This is a genomic window from Flavobacterium sp. HJJ, assembly GCF_015351475.1.
GTDB lineage: Bacteria > Bacteroidota > Bacteroidia > Flavobacteriales > Flavobacteriaceae > Flavobacterium > Flavobacterium marginilacus.
The window spans coordinates 1-16,915 of the sequence record NZ_JADKPR010000033.1; the positions used below are offsets into that span (position 1 = coordinate 1).

General features: G+C 34.4%; 19 protein-coding genes. 8 read left to right on the forward strand and 11 right to left on the reverse strand.

The features are described from left to right. The 7 genes from IRZ80_RS19035 to IRZ80_RS19065 form a co-directional block, all read left to right on the forward strand. The coding region (locus IRZ80_RS19035; protein WP_194643646.1) for a substrate import-associated zinc metallohydrolase lipoprotein at positions 1 to 643 on the forward strand (643 nt) is incomplete at its 5' end. A 16-nt stretch (positions 644 to 659) separates the two neighbouring features. Further along, complete coding sequence (locus tag IRZ80_RS19040) at positions 660 to 2,051, forward strand: DUF4302 domain-containing protein (protein ID WP_194643648.1); 1,392 nt, start codon at positions 660 to 662, stop codon at positions 2,049 to 2,051. Positions 2,052 to 2,207: 156 nt separating this feature from the next. Next, positions 2,208 to 3,821 (forward strand): hypothetical protein, encoded by a 1,614-nt coding sequence (locus tag IRZ80_RS19045; protein ID WP_194643650.1) that lies wholly within the window; start codon positions 2,208 to 2,210, stop codon positions 3,819 to 3,821. A 2-nt stretch (positions 3,822 to 3,823) separates the two neighbouring features. Continuing rightward, positions 3,824 to 4,297 (forward strand): hypothetical protein, encoded by a 474-nt coding sequence (locus tag IRZ80_RS19050; RefSeq protein ID WP_194643651.1) that lies wholly within the window; start codon positions 3,824 to 3,826, stop codon positions 4,295 to 4,297. A 240-nt stretch (positions 4,298 to 4,537) separates the two neighbouring features. Next, complete coding sequence (gene bshC, locus IRZ80_RS19055; RefSeq protein WP_194643653.1) at positions 4,538 to 6,139, forward strand: bacillithiol biosynthesis cysteine-adding enzyme BshC; 1,602 nt, start codon at positions 4,538 to 4,540, stop codon at positions 6,137 to 6,139. Between the two features lie 31 nt (positions 6,140 to 6,170). Next, positions 6,171 to 7,454, forward strand: a complete 1,284-nt coding sequence (locus tag IRZ80_RS19060) for an acyltransferase family protein (protein ID WP_194643656.1) — start codon at positions 6,171 to 6,173, stop codon at positions 7,452 to 7,454. 103 nt (positions 7,455 to 7,557) lie between these two features. Continuing rightward, positions 7,558 to 7,977, forward strand: coding sequence for a nucleoside-diphosphate kinase (locus IRZ80_RS19065; protein ID WP_194643657.1), 420 nt, complete (start codon positions 7,558 to 7,560; stop codon positions 7,975 to 7,977). Positions 7,978 to 8,079: 102 nt separating this feature from the next. Here IRZ80_RS19065 and IRZ80_RS19070 read toward each other — a convergent pair whose 3' ends face one another. Continuing rightward, on the reverse strand, positions 8,080 to 8,376 hold the full coding sequence (locus IRZ80_RS19070) for a DUF721 domain-containing protein (RefSeq protein WP_115810942.1): 297 nt from the start codon (positions 8,374 to 8,376) through the stop codon (positions 8,080 to 8,082). Next, positions 8,357 to 8,800 (reverse strand): hypothetical protein, encoded by a 444-nt coding sequence (locus IRZ80_RS19075; RefSeq protein WP_194643659.1) that lies wholly within the window; start codon positions 8,798 to 8,800, stop codon positions 8,357 to 8,359. The genes IRZ80_RS19070 and IRZ80_RS19075 overlap by 20 nt, the downstream gene beginning before the upstream one ends. A 235-nt stretch (positions 8,801 to 9,035) precedes the next feature. On the opposite strand from IRZ80_RS19075, the gene IRZ80_RS19080 reads away from it, so the two are divergent. Then, positions 9,036 to 10,103 carry a serine hydrolase domain-containing protein gene (locus IRZ80_RS19080; RefSeq protein ID WP_194643661.1) on the forward strand — a complete coding sequence of 356 codons (1,068 nt, stop codon included), beginning with the start codon at positions 9,036 to 9,038 and terminating at the stop codon, positions 10,101 to 10,103. Positions 10,104 to 10,302: 199 nt separating this feature from the next. Here the strand turns inward: IRZ80_RS19080 and ftsY are convergent, their stop codons facing one another. The 9 genes from ftsY to IRZ80_RS19125 form a co-directional block, all read right to left on the reverse strand. After that, the gene (gene ftsY / locus IRZ80_RS19085) at positions 10,303 to 11,283 is read right to left on the reverse strand and encodes a signal recognition particle-docking protein FtsY (protein WP_194643663.1); all 981 of its coding nucleotides are present in this window, start codon (positions 11,281 to 11,283) and stop codon (positions 10,303 to 10,305) included. Between the two features lie 177 nt (positions 11,284 to 11,460). Next, positions 11,461 to 11,613 (reverse strand): DUF4295 domain-containing protein, encoded by a 153-nt coding sequence (locus IRZ80_RS19090; protein ID WP_100429907.1) that lies wholly within the window; start codon positions 11,611 to 11,613, stop codon positions 11,461 to 11,463. Between the two features lie 45 nt (positions 11,614 to 11,658). Beyond that, positions 11,659 to 11,841, reverse strand: a complete 183-nt coding sequence (gene rpmG / locus IRZ80_RS19095) for a 50S ribosomal protein L33 (protein WP_007805817.1) — start codon at positions 11,839 to 11,841, stop codon at positions 11,659 to 11,661. Positions 11,842 to 11,868: 27 nt separating this feature from the next. Continuing rightward, a complete protein-coding gene (gene rpmB, locus IRZ80_RS19100; RefSeq protein WP_024980263.1) occupies positions 11,869 to 12,105 on the reverse strand; it encodes a 50S ribosomal protein L28 in 237 nt (78 codons plus the stop codon). A gap of 72 nt (positions 12,106 to 12,177) precedes the next feature. Then, complete coding sequence (locus IRZ80_RS19105) at positions 12,178 to 13,431, reverse strand: competence/damage-inducible protein A (RefSeq protein ID WP_194643665.1); 1,254 nt, start codon at positions 13,429 to 13,431, stop codon at positions 12,178 to 12,180. Between the two features lie 116 nt (positions 13,432 to 13,547). Further along, positions 13,548 to 13,892, reverse strand: a complete 345-nt coding sequence (locus tag IRZ80_RS19110) for an Hpt domain-containing protein (RefSeq protein ID WP_194643667.1) — start codon at positions 13,890 to 13,892, stop codon at positions 13,548 to 13,550. After that, positions 13,892 to 14,503, reverse strand: coding sequence for a fumarylacetoacetate hydrolase family protein (locus tag IRZ80_RS19115; RefSeq protein ID WP_194643669.1), 612 nt, complete (start codon positions 14,501 to 14,503; stop codon positions 13,892 to 13,894). The genes IRZ80_RS19110 and IRZ80_RS19115 overlap by 1 nt, the downstream gene beginning before the upstream one ends. Positions 14,504 to 14,582: 79 nt before the next feature. Further along, positions 14,583 to 15,353: a 3'-5' exonuclease gene (locus IRZ80_RS19120; protein WP_194643670.1), complete on the reverse strand. Its 771-nt coding sequence runs from the start codon at positions 15,351 to 15,353 to the stop codon at positions 14,583 to 14,585. Positions 15,354 to 15,497: 144 nt separating this feature from the next. Beyond that, positions 15,498 to 16,847 carry a dihydrolipoamide acetyltransferase family protein gene (locus IRZ80_RS19125; protein ID WP_194643672.1) on the reverse strand — a complete coding sequence of 450 codons (1,350 nt, stop codon included), beginning with the start codon at positions 16,845 to 16,847 and terminating at the stop codon, positions 15,498 to 15,500. Positions 16,848 to 16,915 lie beyond the last annotated feature (68 nt).

A 16,915-nucleotide genomic window follows, 5' to 3' on the forward strand; every position in this document is an offset into this window, starting at 1 on the left:
CTATTTGTTTCCGCCATTAGTAAGCAGTGTTAAACCAGCACTTGAGATAGTTCAAAAAATATGGCTTGATAGTTATAAAACAATAGGAGGAGCAGATTTTGTAAAAAAAATTGCTCCGAGGGAAATTGTTTTGGTTGGAGGAGTTAATTTAAACAGTGTAGGTACTAGAACCCTTGGACTAGCCGAAGGAGGACAGTGCGTAACACTTTTTGAAACTGATTATATCTACAAATCAGACCGTGCAAACATAAAAGAGTTTATACACACTATTCAGCACGAGTATATCCATATTTTAAATCAGAATAAGCCTTTTGATGAAAAAGCCTGGGCGGCAATTACTCCAGTTGGATATACAGCCGATTGGTACAATTATACAAACGCTTCTTCAAATGAATTAGGTTTTATTACTAGTTATGCGAGATCTAATATTAATGAAGATTTTGCTGAAACTGCATCTGTTATTTTAATCAGTTCAAAAGCTGAGTATGCTGCTTTTTTGAATAACATTGTAAGTGATTCGGCATATTTTGCTCTAATAGCAAAAGAAGCATTAGTTGTAAAATATTTTAAAGATGCTTTTGATATGGATTTTTATGCTTTGCGTGATGAAGCTGAAAAAAATACGAATGCTGTTATAAATTAATTAAACACCAATAATTATGAAAGCACAAAATATATTCAAATATTTAATCATAGGATTTATTGCCCTCTTGTTTGCAGCGTGTACTAATACAGATGCTGAGCAAAAATTTGAACAGACTCCAACAGAAAGGCTGAATGCACAGAAAAAAGAATTAAATGATCTTCTCCTTTCTTCAGAGAACGGCTGGAAAGTGGTTTATTTTACAGACAATACCGTATTAGGAGGCTACACTCATTTAATCAAATTTGCACAGGACGGAACTGTACAGATGGCTTCGGATTTTGATGACGATACTGATGTCTATAAAAGTGAATATGCAATTCAGTTAGGAAGTACGGTAAGTTTAGTATTTACTACCAAAAACAGAATCCATCTTTTATCAGATTCTGATGACTATCCTATTCCTGCACTGCGGGCAAAAGGATACCTTGGCGATTTTCAGTTTTTATATTATGGCCAGGAAAACGGCGAAATTATTTTTAAAACCAATAGAGTCAATGAAAATACTGGTGTCAATGGTGAACTGCGTTTTGTAAAAGCAACTGCTCAAGACTGGACTGATCTGCATAAAAATATAGATATGATTGATAATGTGATTGGAGATCCGTCAAGACCTCTTTTCAGATTACTTGAAACTAATGACGGCAAAACAATTCACCAATTCGATTTTACTTTTTCTGAAGTTACTCGTTTTGCCGAAGCAAATTCTGTAGAAACCGGTTATTCTGTAACTTATGATATGGGGATTGGTTATTCGCCGACAGGTATTGTAGTCAGCCCAGCGGTAGAAGTTGGAGGTCAAAAGCTATCTGTTTTTGTATACAAAGACTCAGACGGAAGTTTTACAGCAACAGGTACAAACGGTGTAAGTGCAACTATTAAATATTCAAGTAAACCTTTGGTTCTGACTGATGATTATAAAATTCTTTTACCTTTAAATGCAAATGTAGTATATGGGCATGACAGATCTATACTTGAATTAGCTCCAACAAATTCCCTTTTATTTATTTCAATTTTTAAAACCATTGAATCCAATTTGGCGGTCGGATCAAAGCTGACTAGAATACAGCCTTGGTTTAATACTCCTAATGGGAGCTACGTCGAGTATAGATTTGTTAGCTCAACAGGAGCGACAACAAGAATCTACCATTATTTTACGCTAACAAGTGATGCTGCAAACAAAACTATAACCTTACATCCTACAACTATATGGAAAAAGGGATCAACTTTTGCGAATGCAGTAACGACATCCCCTGAAGCAAATTTAAAAGACTTAGATGACAACTTAATGAATCCAAAAGGTTTATACTTTAAAAGAGAAAACTTTACAGTAGGTGCAAGTAATACTGTTTTTACTTTCACAAGTACTGATAGCCCTTTTAGAATGACAACTTGGGCTTTTCAATAAATAAATTAACATCGTTTATGTCGCCAGCAACTGGAGAATTAATGTTACACTGCACCACAGATATGCAGGCACAGTAGATAGTTGCAAGAGATTTTAATACCATTTAGAAATATAAAATAATCCAATCTTTACTCCCTCTCTTTCGAAAAGGTTTGGGTGAGGATAAATAAAAAAAACTATTTTATATTTCTAAATGGTATAATCACCAAACAACATAAAAATCATGAAAAAACTTCCCTTTTTATTCTTAAGCTATTACTTATTTGTACATTCCTTTTTACAAGTTGTGAAAAAGATGAGATTTTGACAGAGCCAAGTATAAGCAACCAAAATCAGCTATCAAAAATATTTCAAAATAGTTTTGATTCAAAACAATTTAGCAAAACCCTGCCTTACAAGTATGATGTGGATTGGAGTAATCCAGTAAAACAATATTCAGAAGAGCTGGAAACTTATTTTTATGAATTTCCAATAAATTATTCAGACTCCTACAATCCAGATGTTTTTAATGAGCAAATAAAAAGAGACTTTTATCACAAGTATAAAGTTGTAGTAACAGAGAATGAAGAAGGTAAATTTGATTTTTTTATTGCGAAATATTTTTTGAAAAATATTGATGGTAATACTGAAGTTGATAACTCAAAATTAAGTCTCAATACAAACAAAGGATACAAAGGTACTCTTCATCTTTATGATAAAGAGGCAACAATTACTTTTGCAAAACATATAAATAATGACAAAGAGAATAAATCTTTTTATAGTAAGAATAGAAAGTTAAATAGTACACAAGCTAAATGGGTTAATGTTTGCAAAACAATTACGACCTACCATTATAAAGACTGGTTTTGGGTTGTTTATGATGGTTATGGTAACATTATCTCATCTACTTTTTTATATACCACTTTTGAAGGTACAAGCCAAAAACAAGAGTGCCTCCAGCAATGGATGCCAGACCCAGTTATACCAAGAACACCTTGTACCGCCTTTGAATGTAATGGTGTGTATTATGAGTTCGAACCAGGAATTGCTTGTGAAATAGGGTATAAAGATGATGGCTTTGGAAATTGTATAAAGATTCCCACAGCTTATGAAGAAGATGATGATATAATTTTCAATGAGTTGACTGGTAGAACACTTTGCATTTTCGACAAATTAAATGCGTCTAGCCAAAAATTTAAAAGTGCTATTCAAAAATTTGATGGAGAGTTTCCCGTAAGTCATTTGAGATTAACAATTAATAATGGATTGCCCTCAAATGTATATGGAGAAACTCAGACTCCAGTTGATTATGTCACAGAAATCCAATTCAATGAAAATAGCTTTACCTCTTTATCAGATTTAGGTAAAGCTGTAGTATTTGCACATGAAATAATACATGCTGAGATATTTAGAAAAATGCTATCCGCCGCAAAGCTTGGGACCTTAGAAGACGTAAACAATCTGAATGCTCAACAACAAACCAACTATGTTATTTCTTTAAAAAATAATTTCCCTGGTTTATTTGATTATTACTATAACAGATATAAGCCAACATGGAATCATGAAATGATGGCAAACCACTACAGAAACACAATTGCTGATATTATACAACAGTTTGATAACAATCGGCTTCCCCGCTCCACTTATGAAGCTATTACATGGGTAGGTTTGGGTAAACTTGACACAAATCTGACGACAATTGCTTGGGATAATTTAACGCCAGATGAAAAAATAGCCATTAATTTGTTAATTAAAGATAACTTTTATAACGGAACCTCAAATTGCAATTAACTATGAAAAACTACATTTGTATATGGTTTCTTATGGTGACGACATTTGTAAATGCGCAGGGAAGAGAAAGCGATTACTTTACATTTTATAAAGGTGGAGAAAAATATTTAAAATTAGTAAAATACGTTTATTTTAACTCAAATGTTATAAATGAAAAAAAGATAAATGATGAGCTGGAAATAAACTTTTATATTGACGGACAAAGGTTTACACATAGAAATAATCATAAAATTGATACATGTTCAATTAGTTTTTTAAAAAAAATAAAACTAATCAAACCTTCCACTTTACAACAAGTCACTTATGAATATTTCAAGGAGAAAATGATAGAACAAGAAAAAATAGGAAATAATAAATTTCATTTATTATTTCCTATTCGGGGATTTCAGAATTACGTTAAAGTATATGTTTTAGAAAAAATAAATAACGATAAATTACTAAAATATGAAGTAGATTGGGAGTATTCTATGTTTTAAAAATAAAATAACAAAACCCAGCTCCGCATTCTATGATAAAAAACAAGTGAATTTTATTAAATTATGATGCAAATATATAGGTATTAATATATGGTGTTTCACGGCTAACGACAGCAAAAGAGAGCGACCAATTTATTTCTAATAAATATTCGTGAATTCAAAATGTAGATGTACCTCAAGAGAACTTTTTTACAATCTCATGCAATATTTTTTGTTATTTTAGCAATAAAATAAAAACTTATGCCAACCGACTGTATCAGCTATCAAACCTCAGGATATTTCTCCAAATTGATAAATGATTATTTAGATCAAAAACCAGAATTAAAGCCCCTATACAATCATTTTCCAACTCTCGAAAACTTTAAAAAGCAAATCGAAGAGAAAAAAATCAATTTCAATAACAATGGTAATGACAAAAGACAAACTTTAGTGAGTGTCTTAAAAAGTCAATATGCCGAATTGAATGTTTCCAAAGAAACTTTAAACCATATTGAACTTTTAAACAATTCCAATACTTTCACGGTTACCACTGGCCATCAATTAAACTTGTTCAGCGGGCCGTTATATTTTTTATACAAAATCATTTCGACTATTAATTTAACAAAAGAATTAAAAGCAGAATATCCTGAATATGATTTTGTTCCCGTGTACTGGATGGCAACCGAAGACCATGATTTTGAAGAAATCAATTATTTTAGTTTCAAAGGAAAAAAATTCCACTGGAACAGAGAAAGCACAGGTCCTGTCGGAAGATTATCTACCGAAGGTTTAAAAGATTTCCTCGAAATTTATGCTCAGGAAATAGGTTCCAGCACCAATGCCAATACCATCAAAAAACTTTTTGAAGATTCCTATATCAAGCATGACAATCTAGCCAATGCTACCAGATACTTAGCAAACGAACTGTTCGGTTCATCGGGATTGGTAATTTTAGATGCAGATAATCAGGATCTGAAACGCAGTTTTATACCCTACATAAAAGAGGAATTACTGCAGCAGACTTCATTCAAAGCAGTAAGCGAAACCATTGAACAAATGAAGAACTATTTTGTTCAGGTAAATCCGCGCGAAATCAATTTATTTTATATCGAAGATAATCTGCGTGAAAGAATCGTTCTTGAAAACGGAATTTACAAAGTCAATCATACAAAAATAGAATTTACTGAGGCAGAAATTCTGGCATTACTGGAAAGCAATCCCGAAAAATTCAGTCCAAATGTGATTATGCGCCCGTTATATCAGGAAGTGATTCTTCCCAATTTATGCTACATCGGCGGAGGCGGAGAAATTGCTTATTGGCTGGAACTAAAATCTTTTTTCGCTGCTGCAAAAGTGACTTTCCCGATGCTGCTGATAAGAAACTCAGTGCTTTTGGTAACCGAAAAACAAAGCAAAAAAGCAGACAGATTAAACCTTACATGGTCGGATTTATTTACAAATCAAAACACATTGGTTAACCGCATCACACAAAAATTATCTGATTTTCCAATTGATTTCAAAGAGCAGAAAGATGCTTTAAGAAAACAATTTGAAGCGCTTTTAGAATTAGCCAATCATACTGATAAATCTTTCTTAGGAGCAGTAAAAGCTCAGGAAGTCAAACAGACCAAAGGATTGGAAAATCTGGAAAAAAGACTTCTCATTGCTCAAAAAAGAAAATTCCATGATGAACTGCAGCGTATTATTGACCTGCAGAACGAATTGTTCCCAAACCAAAGTTTGCAGGAACGCCAAGCCAATTTCTCCGAATTTTATCTGGAAAACGGTGAACAATTAATCCCTCAATTAATGAACCAGCTCAATCCTTTAGAACACAATTTTAACATTCTTACATTGTACTAAATGATTATTCACCATAAAAACCAAAAAACCAATGACCAAAGACCGTCTTATTTCACTTGATGTCTTTAGAGGACTAACTATTTTATTAATGACCATTGTTAATAATCCCGGCAGCTGGTCTGCAATTTATCCTCCATTAGAACACGCCGAATGGCACGGCTGTACACCCACCGACTTAGTTTTCCCGTTCTTTGTTTTTATTATGGGGGTTGCGATTTCATTTGCAATGCCTCGTACAGACGCGATTAATCGCGCCTCTACAAGCACATTAAATAAAATATTCACCCGCTCGCTCCGTATGATCTGCCTTGGAATATTTTTCAACTTTTTCAGCAGCATACAGCTCTTCGGCTTAGAGGGCATTCCGTTACTGACTGGCCGACTGCTAATTACAGCCATAGCCGGCTATGCCTTAATGGGAAATTTTGACGCTAAACTAAAAACCTATTTAGCAGTTTCAATTTTTATTGTTTACATGATTCTTGCTTACAGCGGTATTGAATCTTATCAATCGGTTCGTTTACCCGGTGTTTTACAGCGCATCGGAATTGTCTATTTTGTCGCTTCGCTTCTGTACCTAAAAACAACGCAGCGGACTCAATTAATAACTGCAATTGGAATCCTGCTAAGTTACTGGGCAGTTATGACGCTTATTCCTGCACCTGGTTTTGAAATTACAAATCTTGAAAAAGGTACCAATCTAGTGGCTTGGGCTGACAGTATTCTATTAAAAGGGCATATGTGGGAGCCAACCAAAACTTGGGATCCCGAAGGTGTACTAAGCACTATTCCTGCCATTGCAACGGGAATAATAGGTTTACTAATTGGCCAGCTGCTAAACAGCGCATCATTAAAAACTGAAAAATTCAAAAAAATATTACTTATAGGAGTAATTTTGATTATTCTGGGGCAAATCTGGAATATTGTTTTCCCTATAAACAAAGCGCTTTGGACAAGTTCATACGTTTTATACACTGCTGGACTTGCTGCTCTTACTTTATCTCTTTTATACTACCTGATTGATATTGCTGATTATAAAAAAGGTATCAAATTATTCCTAATCTGGGGAGTAAATCCAATGATCGTTTTCTTTCTTTCTCAGATTATACCACAGGCCATGGGAATGATTTCATTGCCAAATCCAAAAACACCTGCGGAACAGACTAATCTTTGGGATTATTTATATTTTCTGGGAGTACAGCCGTATTTCGAAAACCCGATGACTGCATCATTAGTATTTGCAATGCTTTATGTAGGTTTTTGGTCAATACTTTTGGCTTATTTTTACAAAAACAAAATGTATTTTAAAGTATAAAAAATAACAGTAATTACAGATTTCCACCATTTAACCGAAAATTTGCTAAAATATTTCGAGAAAAAAAGTATATTTTTGCACAAAATTTTAAAACACAGAAAAAATGGCGACTAATAGAACTTTTACAATGATTAAACCAGATGCGGTTCAAAACGGACACATCGGAAACATATTAGCAATGATTACAAACGGTGGTTTCAAAATCGTTTCTTTGAAATTAACTCAATTAACAGTTGCAGATGCTCAGGCATTTTACGCTGTGCACGCTGCAAGACCTTTCTACGGAGAATTAGTAGAATTTATGTCAAGAGGTCCTATCGTTGCTGCAATTTTAGAAAAAGAAAACGCCGTTGAAGATTTCAGAACTTTAATTGGTGCTACAAACCCTGCTGATGCTGCCGAAGGAACAATTCGTAAAGCATATGCAGCTTCTATCGGAGAAAATGCAGTTCACGGATCTGACAGTGACGAAAACGCTGCTATCGAAAGTGCATTTCACTTTGCTGGAAGAGAGCAATTTTAATTTATGATTTTAAATTGCTGAACTTAGATTTCAGATTTAATAAAAAATGCCGTTTCTTAATTTGAAACGGCATTTTTATTTATATGCTAAAATCTGAAATCTTTATCTCAAAACCACATCCTTCACCACATCTCTCCTCAATTCCTCATTAATCATTTTGATAATCTTGGATTTGCCGTGACTCAATTCCTCACGCAAAACCGCCGAGGTTAACTGAACATACAGAGTTGATCCTTTCAAAACCACATTGTTGGTATAACTGTTCACACCGTTCCCCATCAGATTACGCCAAGCATCTTTCACATCAATCTCATCCATTCCAGACTGCAGTTTATTCACCTCAATAATCTGTTTCAGAATATCTCCTACAGTACTTTGATTATTTAGTCTTTTTGCCATAGTCATCTAGATTTATCGGTCCTGCTTTTTTATAATGATATTCTTTTTTCTCTGCATTCAAAACAACCAACTCTTTATCTGTCAAAGCTAGTATTTCCTCGCTCCATTTCATGTACGGTGTAGTGTAATCCAAATAAGTCTGATCCTCTGCAAACCTGATTTTTACTTTCTCGAACGTATTATTCACCAAAAAAGTTCCATCTAATTGCGGCATCACTTTCTTTCGGATTCCTGTATTATTTTTATCAATCTGGAAATAATCAAAGGATTCATTCACGCCATATTGTTTTTCGCTTCCATCCTCCAAAACCACTTTTTCAATTTCCCAATACCCGTTGATTTTTAAAACATCCGCAGGATTTATTTTTTGTTTACAGCCAGCGAATAAAAGGGCAATTAATAAAACACCAAATACTTTTTTCATAAATAATTTATTTTTTTAAGAAACTATATCCTGCTGTCCGCTGTAAACAAAGTTCACTGAACTCCAATTAAAATGAATGTTTAGTGAAGTAATCAAGACTAAGGAATCCAGCTAACAGCAACTTTAGCGAACCTGCAAAGTTAAACTTAAATAATCCAAAGAAAACAAAAAAATGCTTTGTGATTAAACTATTTTCTATATTTTTGATCCTACCCAAATACCTAATATCATAACCATGTCTAAATCACTACTATTACTATTTGTTGCTGTTTTTTGTATCAATTGTTCCTCAGATAATAAAGAATCAGATACTCCTCCTACTGAAGAACCACTCTACTTTCCGCCACTTACAGGAACTACCTGGAAAACCAAATCAGTTGAAAGCCTTGATTGGAATAAAGCAGCCGTACAGCCGCTTTTAGATTACCTAAAACTCAAAAACACTAAAGGTTTTATCATTCTTGTTAATGGTCAGATCGTAATGGAAAATTATTTCAATGGCCATGATGCTGCTACAAATTGGTACTGGGCAAGTGCAGGAAAAACATTAACATCAGCAATGACTGGAATTGCACAGCAGGAAAACCTCATCAATATCAATAATAAAGTATCTCAATACATAGGAACAGGCTGGACTAGCACTCCTATTGACAAAGAAAATCTAATTACCTGCAAAAATTTACTGACAATGACTTCAGGGCTTAATGACGCCACTGATGATGTCACACCATCTGCCTTAACTTATACTGCCGATGCTGGAACACGTTGGGCATATCATAATGTATATGTAAAACTGCAGGATGTTGTTGCTGCAGCTTCCAGACAAACATGGTCTGCCTATTTCAACACCAAATTAAGAGACAAAATAGGAATGGATGGCTCTTGGTTTGCTTCTGGCAACAACAGCGTATATTACAGCACAACAAGAAGCATGGCTCGTTTTGGATTGTTGATGTACAATAAAGGAAAATGGAATGATGATGTAATTTTAAATGAAAGTTATTTCAATGAAGCTACAAACACTTCACAAAACATCAACTTAGGCTACGGCTATCTGTGGTGGCTGAACGGCAAAGCGAGTTATCATCTGCCGCAATCACAAGCTTCTTTTCAAGGAAGCATTATCCCAACAGGACCAAATGACATGTTTATGGCTTTGGGTAAAAACGACCAGAAAATCTATATTGTTCCAAGCAAAAAAATGGTTGTCATCCGAATGGGCGAAGCAGCTGATAACGTTAATTTAGCTTTATCCGACTTTGACAAAACACTTTGGACAAAAATAAGTGCTTTGTATCAGTAAGCAAAGCATAAAACAACTATTCTATTTATTATTCCGTACTCTCTTGGTTACTCCCAAGACAAAGAATATTACGCCAATCAATAATAAAACATAATATACCGGAACGCTTTTTTCTCTGAGAACATTTGCCAAAACAAATGCGATAATACTGACAAAGTAAAAATAAATAGGACTATAATTTTTCATAAACAACTAACAATTATTTAAAAAAGCTGTCAACAAACTCGTATTTATTGAAAACCTGTAAGTCTTCAATTCCTTCGCCGACACCAATATATTTTACAGGAATCTGAAACTGATCCGAAATACCAATTACAACACCGCCTTTGGCAGTACCATCTAATTTGGTAACTGCTAAACACGAAACCTCAGTAGCTGCAGTAAACTGTTTGGCCTGTTCAAATGCATTTTGCCCTGTAGAACCATCCAAAACAAGCATTACATCGTGAGGTGCATCGCCAACCACTTTCTGCATTACACGTTTTACTTTTGAAAGTTCGTTCATCAGGTTAATTTTATTATGCAGACGACCGGCAGTATCAATAATAACAACATCAGCATTTTGGGCGACAGCAGATTGCAACGTATCAAAGGCTACCGAAGCCGGATCACTTCCCATTTCCTGACGGACAATAGGAATACCGACTCTGTCTGCCCATATCTGCAGCTGATCAATCGCAGCTGCGCGAAAAGTATCTGCTGCTCCTAGAACTACTTTATAACCAGCTTTCTTAAATTGGTAAGAAAGTTTTCCAATTGTCGTTGTTTTACCTACGCCATTTACACCAACAACCATCAAAACATAAGGCTTTGTGTTTATCGGAATAACAAATTCTGTAGCTTCACCCGTATTAGTTTCTGATAATAGTCCTGCTATCTCATCTCTTAATATCTGATTAAGTTCATCAGTTCCAAGATATTTATCCTCCTCTACTCTTTTTTCGATTCGGTTAATTATTTTAAGAGTTGTATTAACTCCCACATCTGAAGAAACAAGAATTTCTTCTAAATTATCCAAAACATCATCATCTACTTTTGATTTTCCGGCAACCGCTTTGGTCAACTTGGAAAAAAAACTGGTTTTGGTTTTCTCAAGACCTTTATCTAATGATTGTTTTGCCTCTTGGCTTAGGCTCGAGTCTTTTTTCTCTGAAGAGAATATTTTTTTAAAAAAGCTCATTTAAAATGGAGTTTTATGATTGGAATTTACATTTGTCAGCTTTAATAGGAAAAATCAATTGAAAAAATGGATTTATCTTTTGCTGTCACCTAAAAAAGTTTTCTTTTGAGATGTAAATATAGAAAATAAAAAAGCTACTTCCGAGTGAAAGTAGCTTATCTATAAAATGCAATATGATTATTTCTTTTTCAAGAATTCATCAACTTCTTCAGGAGCCATAATAGATTCAACGAATGTATATGCGCCAGTTACTGGAGATTTCACCATTTTGATGGCTTTTGATAATCTCTTAGAAGATGTTTGTAACGATGCTACGGTTTTCTTTGCCATGATTCAAATGTTTTACAAAACTTTTACTCAAGTAAAAATTTTTAATTATTTAATTTCTTTATGAACAGTAACTCTTTTCAAGATTGGATTAAATTTTTTAATCTCTAATCTGTCTGGAGTATTTTTTTTGTTCTTAGTAGTTATATATCTTGAAGTTCCTGCAACACCTGTAGTTTTGTGCTCAGTACATTCTAAAATTACCTGGATTCTATTTCCTTTCTTTGCCATCTTGCTATATATTTATTTTGGAAAAGATTATTTAATAAATCCTTCTGACTGCGCTTTTTTCAAAACTGCAGCGATTCCATTTTTATTAATTGTTTTTATCGTAGATGCTGCTACTCTAAGAGTAATCCATCTATCTTCTTCTGGAAGATAAAAACGCTTTTTAACTAAGTTTACAGAAAATTTTCTCTTAGTTTTGTTCATAGCGTGAGAAACGTTATTTCCTACCATCGCTCTTTTACCTGTAAGGTCACAAACTCTTGACATTATACTTATCTTTTATCGTTATTCAAAATCAGGGTGCAAAGGAAAGAAAAATAAACCTATAAACCAAAAAAATTATTGTTCTTTTTTCGAAATTTCTTTCAATAACATTTCAAGCCCTTTTACCGATGCTCTATCTATCACTTTTTCACGTGGTTGTCCAAAATCAAACTCTTCTGCAAAAACTCCATTAGCCGTAGCCACAGCAATATAGACCGTCCCGACACTTGCATCTGCCTCCCCTTTTGACGGACCGGCATTGCCTGTTGTTGCGATAGCATAATCTGTTTTTAGTAATGTTTTCACGCTCAAAGCCATAGCTCTGGCGACTTCAGCACTCACAACACTGTGTTCTTCAATCAAATTCTTCGGGATACCTAATACATTTTGCTTCACTTCCGTCGCATAAGCAACAACACTTCCTTTAAAATAATTAGAAGCTCCAGGAACAGAACTTAGCAGCCGAGCAACACCTCCGCCTGTACAGCTTTCGGCGGTGGCAACAGTTTTATTCTGCTGTGTTAGAATCTTTCCTATAACTGTTTCAAGAGTTTCATCATCTTCAAAACCTACAATAATATCTCCTATTATTTCAGTAAGAGAAATCACATTCTCTTCTATTGCTTTTTCCAACAACTTTTTATTAGTTCCTCTGGCCGAAAGACGCAGATTCACCCTTCCGTACGCAGGCAGATAAGCCAGCTTTATAAATTCGGGCAGATTATTTTCCCAGTCTTCAATCTGTTCCGCCACTGCACTTTCTCCGCGTCCGTAAGTCAGTATCGTTTTATGAAGAATATATGGACGCTTATAATCCCGAACTATTTTGGGAATAATTTCATTTTCTACCAAATATTTCATCTCAAAAGGAACTCCCGGCAATGAAACAAACACAGTATTTTCCTTTTTTATCCACATTCCTGGTGCAGTACCAACCTTATTAGCAAGAACAGTACACTTAGAAGGAACCAAAGCCTGATCTTTATTAATCTGAGTAATCGGCCGTTTATAAAATCCTTCTATCAATTGAGTTACATGTTCAAGAACCGCATCATCAACAACCAATTCATCTTCAAAATAATCACAAAATGTTTTTTTAGTAATATCATCCTTTGTAGGCCCGAGTCCTCCTGTAATAATTACAATATCAACTGTATTCTGCAGTTTTGAAAATGTATCCAAAATATGTTCTCGAGAATCACTTACAGACAGCATTTCATGAACCTCAACTCCAATTCTGTCCAAGGATTTAGCAATAAAACCCGAATTTGTATCAACAATCTGACCAATTAGAATTTCATCTCCAATTGTAACTATGGCTGCTTTCATATTTTTAAAACTTTTATTTTATATTCAATAAAAAAAATCTAACCATTGTAATTTCCCATACAACTGTTAGATTTTTCTATGTTTTATACTTTTATAAAAAAAATTAAAGTGACAGACTAAAGGTCGAAATCTTTTTTCAGCTCTTTGATAGCGTCTTTCACCTGTGATTTAACACTTTTATATGTTTCAATTATTTCTTTCTTTTTACCTTCTGTTTTAGTCCAGGCCTCGATTTGCAAAATTTCTTCGAATGCCACATTCAAACCCAATAAATCTAAAGTAGGTTTCAGTTTGTGTGCAAAAGCATAGGTCTGCTTATAATCTTTCTTCTTGATACCATCCCCTATCTGCGCTAAATCATCCGGTACTTCAGTAACAAATAAATTTAAAATTTCATTTACAAATTCCGGGTCATTATCTGAAAGTGCGTACACTTTTGCTAAGTTGTATTTTATAGCCATTATTTTACTTGTATTCTAAATAGTTTTTGTCCTTCTAAAAATCCTTCTAGAACATCATTCGGGTTTACCGCTGCAACTCCCGCTGGCGTTCCTGTAAAAATAATATCACCGATTTTTAATGTAAAAAACTGAGAAACGTACGAAACCAGCTCATCAATACTCCACAACATCATGTCTGAATTCCCTTTTTGGACGGTAATATTATTGTTCTTCAATTCAAAAGTAACATTTTCCAGTGAAACAAATTGACTTTTAGATAAAAATTCTCCAATAACAGCCGATCCGTCAAATGCTTTGGCTTTTTCCCAAGGCAGTCCTTTTTCTTTCAATTTAGCCTGTAAATCTCTTGCCGTAAAATCAATTCCTACACTAATTTCGTCATAATATTTATGCGCAAACTTAGGCTCAATATATTTTCCAACTTTGCTTATTTTCACAATAAGCTCAATTTCATGATGAATATCCTCCGAGAATTCCGGAATCACAAAAGGATGCTGTTTTAACAAAACTGCCGAATCCGGTTTCATAAAAATAACCGGTTCCGAAGGGCGCTCATTTTTTAATTCTTCTATATGGCTGGCGTAATTCCTGCCGATGCAGATTATTTTCATTCTTTCTTAAGATGCTAAGATTCTAAGTCGCTAAGATCCTAAGTTTCTTAGCAACTTAGAATCTTAGCATCTTAGAAACTTATTTCGTATTTAATTTTCTTAATTTAATAGCCGTCAAAACTTTTTTGGTATACAATGGAAAATCGGCATTTTGAATCCAGCTGTAATAACCTGGTTCTGTTTCGAGAATCTTATCCACCTTAGCTCCTTTGTGTTTCCCGAAGGTAAAAATTTCTTCATTATCAGCATCAAAAGCGATCATTCCTGCGAAATCTGCTATTTTTTTTCTAGTAGTAAACTCAGACAATGATTTCATATCATTTTCCAGTTCTGGATAACGATCCAATTGTGCTTTTAGAATTTCATAAGTCGCCATAGTATCAGCTTCGGCAGAATGTGCATTTTCCAAACCTTTACCGCAGTAAAACTTCAAAGCCGCACTCAAAGTACGTTCTTCCATTTTATGAAAAATAGTCTGCACATCTACAGAAACCCTGTTTTTCATATCAAAATCAACGCCGGCACGCAGTAATTCTTCAGCCAATAAAGGTATATCAAAACGATCCGAATTAAATCCAGCCAAATCGCTATCTTTAATCATGTTGTAAACTTGCGGAGCCAATTCCTTAAACGTAGGCTCATTTGCCACTTTTTCATTACTTATACCATGAATAGCTGTTGAAGAAGGCGGAATTGGAATAGTAGGATTCACCAGCCATGTTTTGCTTTCTTTATTTCCGTTGGGGAAAACTTTAAAAACTGATATTTCTACAATTCTGTCTTTTCCGATATCGATTCCAGTTGTTTCAAGATCGAAAAAACAAATTGGCTTATTGAGTTTTAGTTCCATTTTTTGTATTTAATTGTACAAATATAAAAATTTGGGCTTGATTTGCTCTTGATTTCATTTTAAAGTCAGCATTAAAACACTAATAAATAAGAAAACCCAACATTTCAAAAGACAATGTTGGGTTTATTCTCATTTTATATGAATTTAATAATCTCTGTTTATATCAAATGCTTCAAGGTATTCAGCAACACGTTTCACAAAACTTCCTCCCAAAGCTCCATCTACAACACGATGGTCATAACTGTGCGACAAGAACATTTTTTGACGGATACCAATAAAATCACCTTCTGGAGTTTCAATAACAGCCGGCACTTTACGTATAGCCCCCAATGCTAATATACCTACTTGAGGCTGATTGATAATCGGCGTTCCAAAAACACTTCCAAAAGTCCCAACATTGGTAACTGTATAAGTTCCTCCCTGAGTATCATCCGGTTTTAACTTTCCTGTTTTGGCACGATTCCCCAGATCATTTACAGCTTTAGCCATACCTACCAAATTCAGCTGATCTGCATTTCTAATAACAGGAACAATTAGATTCCCATTTGGCAAAGCTGCAGCCATCCCTAGATTGATATCTTTCTTTTTTATAATAAAATCTCCCTGCACTGATATATTCATACCTGGATAATCTTTTATTGCTTTGGCAACCGCTTCCATAAAAATAGGTGTGAAAGTCAGTTTCTCCCCTTCTCTTTTTTCAAAAGCTTCTTTAACTTTATCTCTCCATTTTACGATATTGGTCACATCAACTTCTATAAATGACTGTACGTGAGCCGAAGTCTGCACAGAAGCTACCATATAACCAGAAATCAGCTTGCGCATTCTGTCCATTTCTATGATTTCATCGCCTCCATTTACCGAAACTGGCACAACTGGCTGTATTGGCTGAACTTGTACTGGCTCCACTGTTTCCACTGGAATACTTTTTGGAGGATCTGCTTTTACCGTCTCGATAGTTTTAACCGGTTCAGCAATACTAACCGAAAGCTGAGCTCCTCTGTTTTTTATATAATCTAAAATATCATCCTTAGTAACACGCCCTTCTTTTCCAGAACCAGCAATACTTTCTAACTCCGCCAACGAAACCCCTTCTTCTTTTGCAATATTTTTTACTAATGGTGAAAAGAATTTATCACTTTCAAAAAAGCTAACTGAAGCACTGACAGTTTCTTTAGCCGTTTCAACAGATTTTTCAATTTCCTGAATAACAGCATCCGAGACATCTTGAGCAGGTACTGCCGCAGCACCTCCTTCGGTTTCAATAATAGCAATAGTTTCACCTACCTGAATCAAATCATCTTTACCAAATAACTTTTCAACAAGAATTCCAGAAACCTCGGACGGAACCTCAGAATCAACTTTATCGGTAGCAATTTCCAAAACAGCTTCATCTGCTTCTATTTTGTCACCAACTTCTTTTAACCAGTTTGTAATGGTTGCTTCCGCAACGCTTTCTCCCATTTTTGGAAGCTTTAATTCAAATCTTGCCATATTATTAACCTAAAAGGTGATTTTGATTTTAATTTTGCGAAATTAATAAATATTTTAAATATAAATTT

Bases quoted from the DNA above. Each gene is read 5' to 3' on its own strand.
- IRZ80_RS19040 (WP_194643648.1), top strand. From the start codon at position 660: ATGAAAGCACAAAATATATTCAAATATTTAATCATAGGATTTATTGCC.
- IRZ80_RS19050 (WP_194643651.1), top strand. From the start codon at position 3,824: ATGAAAAACTACATTTGTATATGGTTTCTTATGGTGACGACATTTGTA.
- bshC (WP_194643653.1), top strand. From the start codon at position 4,538: ATGCCAACCGACTGTATCAGCTATCAAACCTCAGGATATTTCTCCAAA.
- IRZ80_RS19060 (WP_194643656.1), top strand. From the start codon at position 6,171: ATGACCAAAGACCGTCTTATTTCACTTGATGTCTTTAGAGGACTAACT.
- IRZ80_RS19065 (WP_194643657.1), top strand. From the start codon at position 7,558: ATGGCGACTAATAGAACTTTTACAATGATTAAACCAGATGCGGTTCAA.
- IRZ80_RS19070 (WP_115810942.1), bottom strand. From the start codon at position 8,376: ATGGCAAAAAGACTAAATAATCAAAGTACTGTAGGAGATATTCTGAAA.
- IRZ80_RS19075 (WP_194643659.1), bottom strand. From the start codon at position 8,800: ATGAAAAAAGTATTTGGTGTTTTATTAATTGCCCTTTTATTCGCTGGC.
- IRZ80_RS19080 (WP_194643661.1), top strand. From the start codon at position 9,036: ATGTCTAAATCACTACTATTACTATTTGTTGCTGTTTTTTGTATCAAT.
- ftsY (WP_194643663.1), bottom strand. From the start codon at position 11,283: ATGAGCTTTTTTAAAAAAATATTCTCTTCAGAGAAAAAAGACTCGAGC.
- IRZ80_RS19090 (WP_100429907.1), bottom strand. From the start codon at position 11,613: ATGGCAAAGAAAACCGTAGCATCGTTACAAACATCTTCTAAGAGATTA.
- rpmG (WP_007805817.1), bottom strand. From the start codon at position 11,841: ATGGCAAAGAAAGGAAATAGAATCCAGGTAATTTTAGAATGTACTGAG.
- rpmB (WP_024980263.1), bottom strand. From the start codon at position 12,105: ATGTCAAGAGTTTGTGACCTTACAGGTAAAAGAGCGATGGTAGGAAAT.
- IRZ80_RS19105 (WP_194643665.1), bottom strand. From the start codon at position 13,431: ATGAAAGCAGCCATAGTTACAATTGGAGATGAAATTCTAATTGGTCAG.
- IRZ80_RS19110 (WP_194643667.1), bottom strand. From the start codon at position 13,892: ATGGCTATAAAATACAACTTAGCAAAAGTGTACGCACTTTCAGATAAT.
- IRZ80_RS19115 (WP_194643669.1), bottom strand. From the start codon at position 14,503: ATGAAAATAATCTGCATCGGCAGGAATTACGCCAGCCATATAGAAGAA.
- IRZ80_RS19120 (WP_194643670.1), bottom strand. From the start codon at position 15,353: ATGGAACTAAAACTCAATAAGCCAATTTGTTTTTTCGATCTTGAAACA.
- IRZ80_RS19125 (WP_194643672.1), bottom strand. From the start codon at position 16,847: ATGGCAAGATTTGAATTAAAGCTTCCAAAAATGGGAGAAAGCGTTGCG.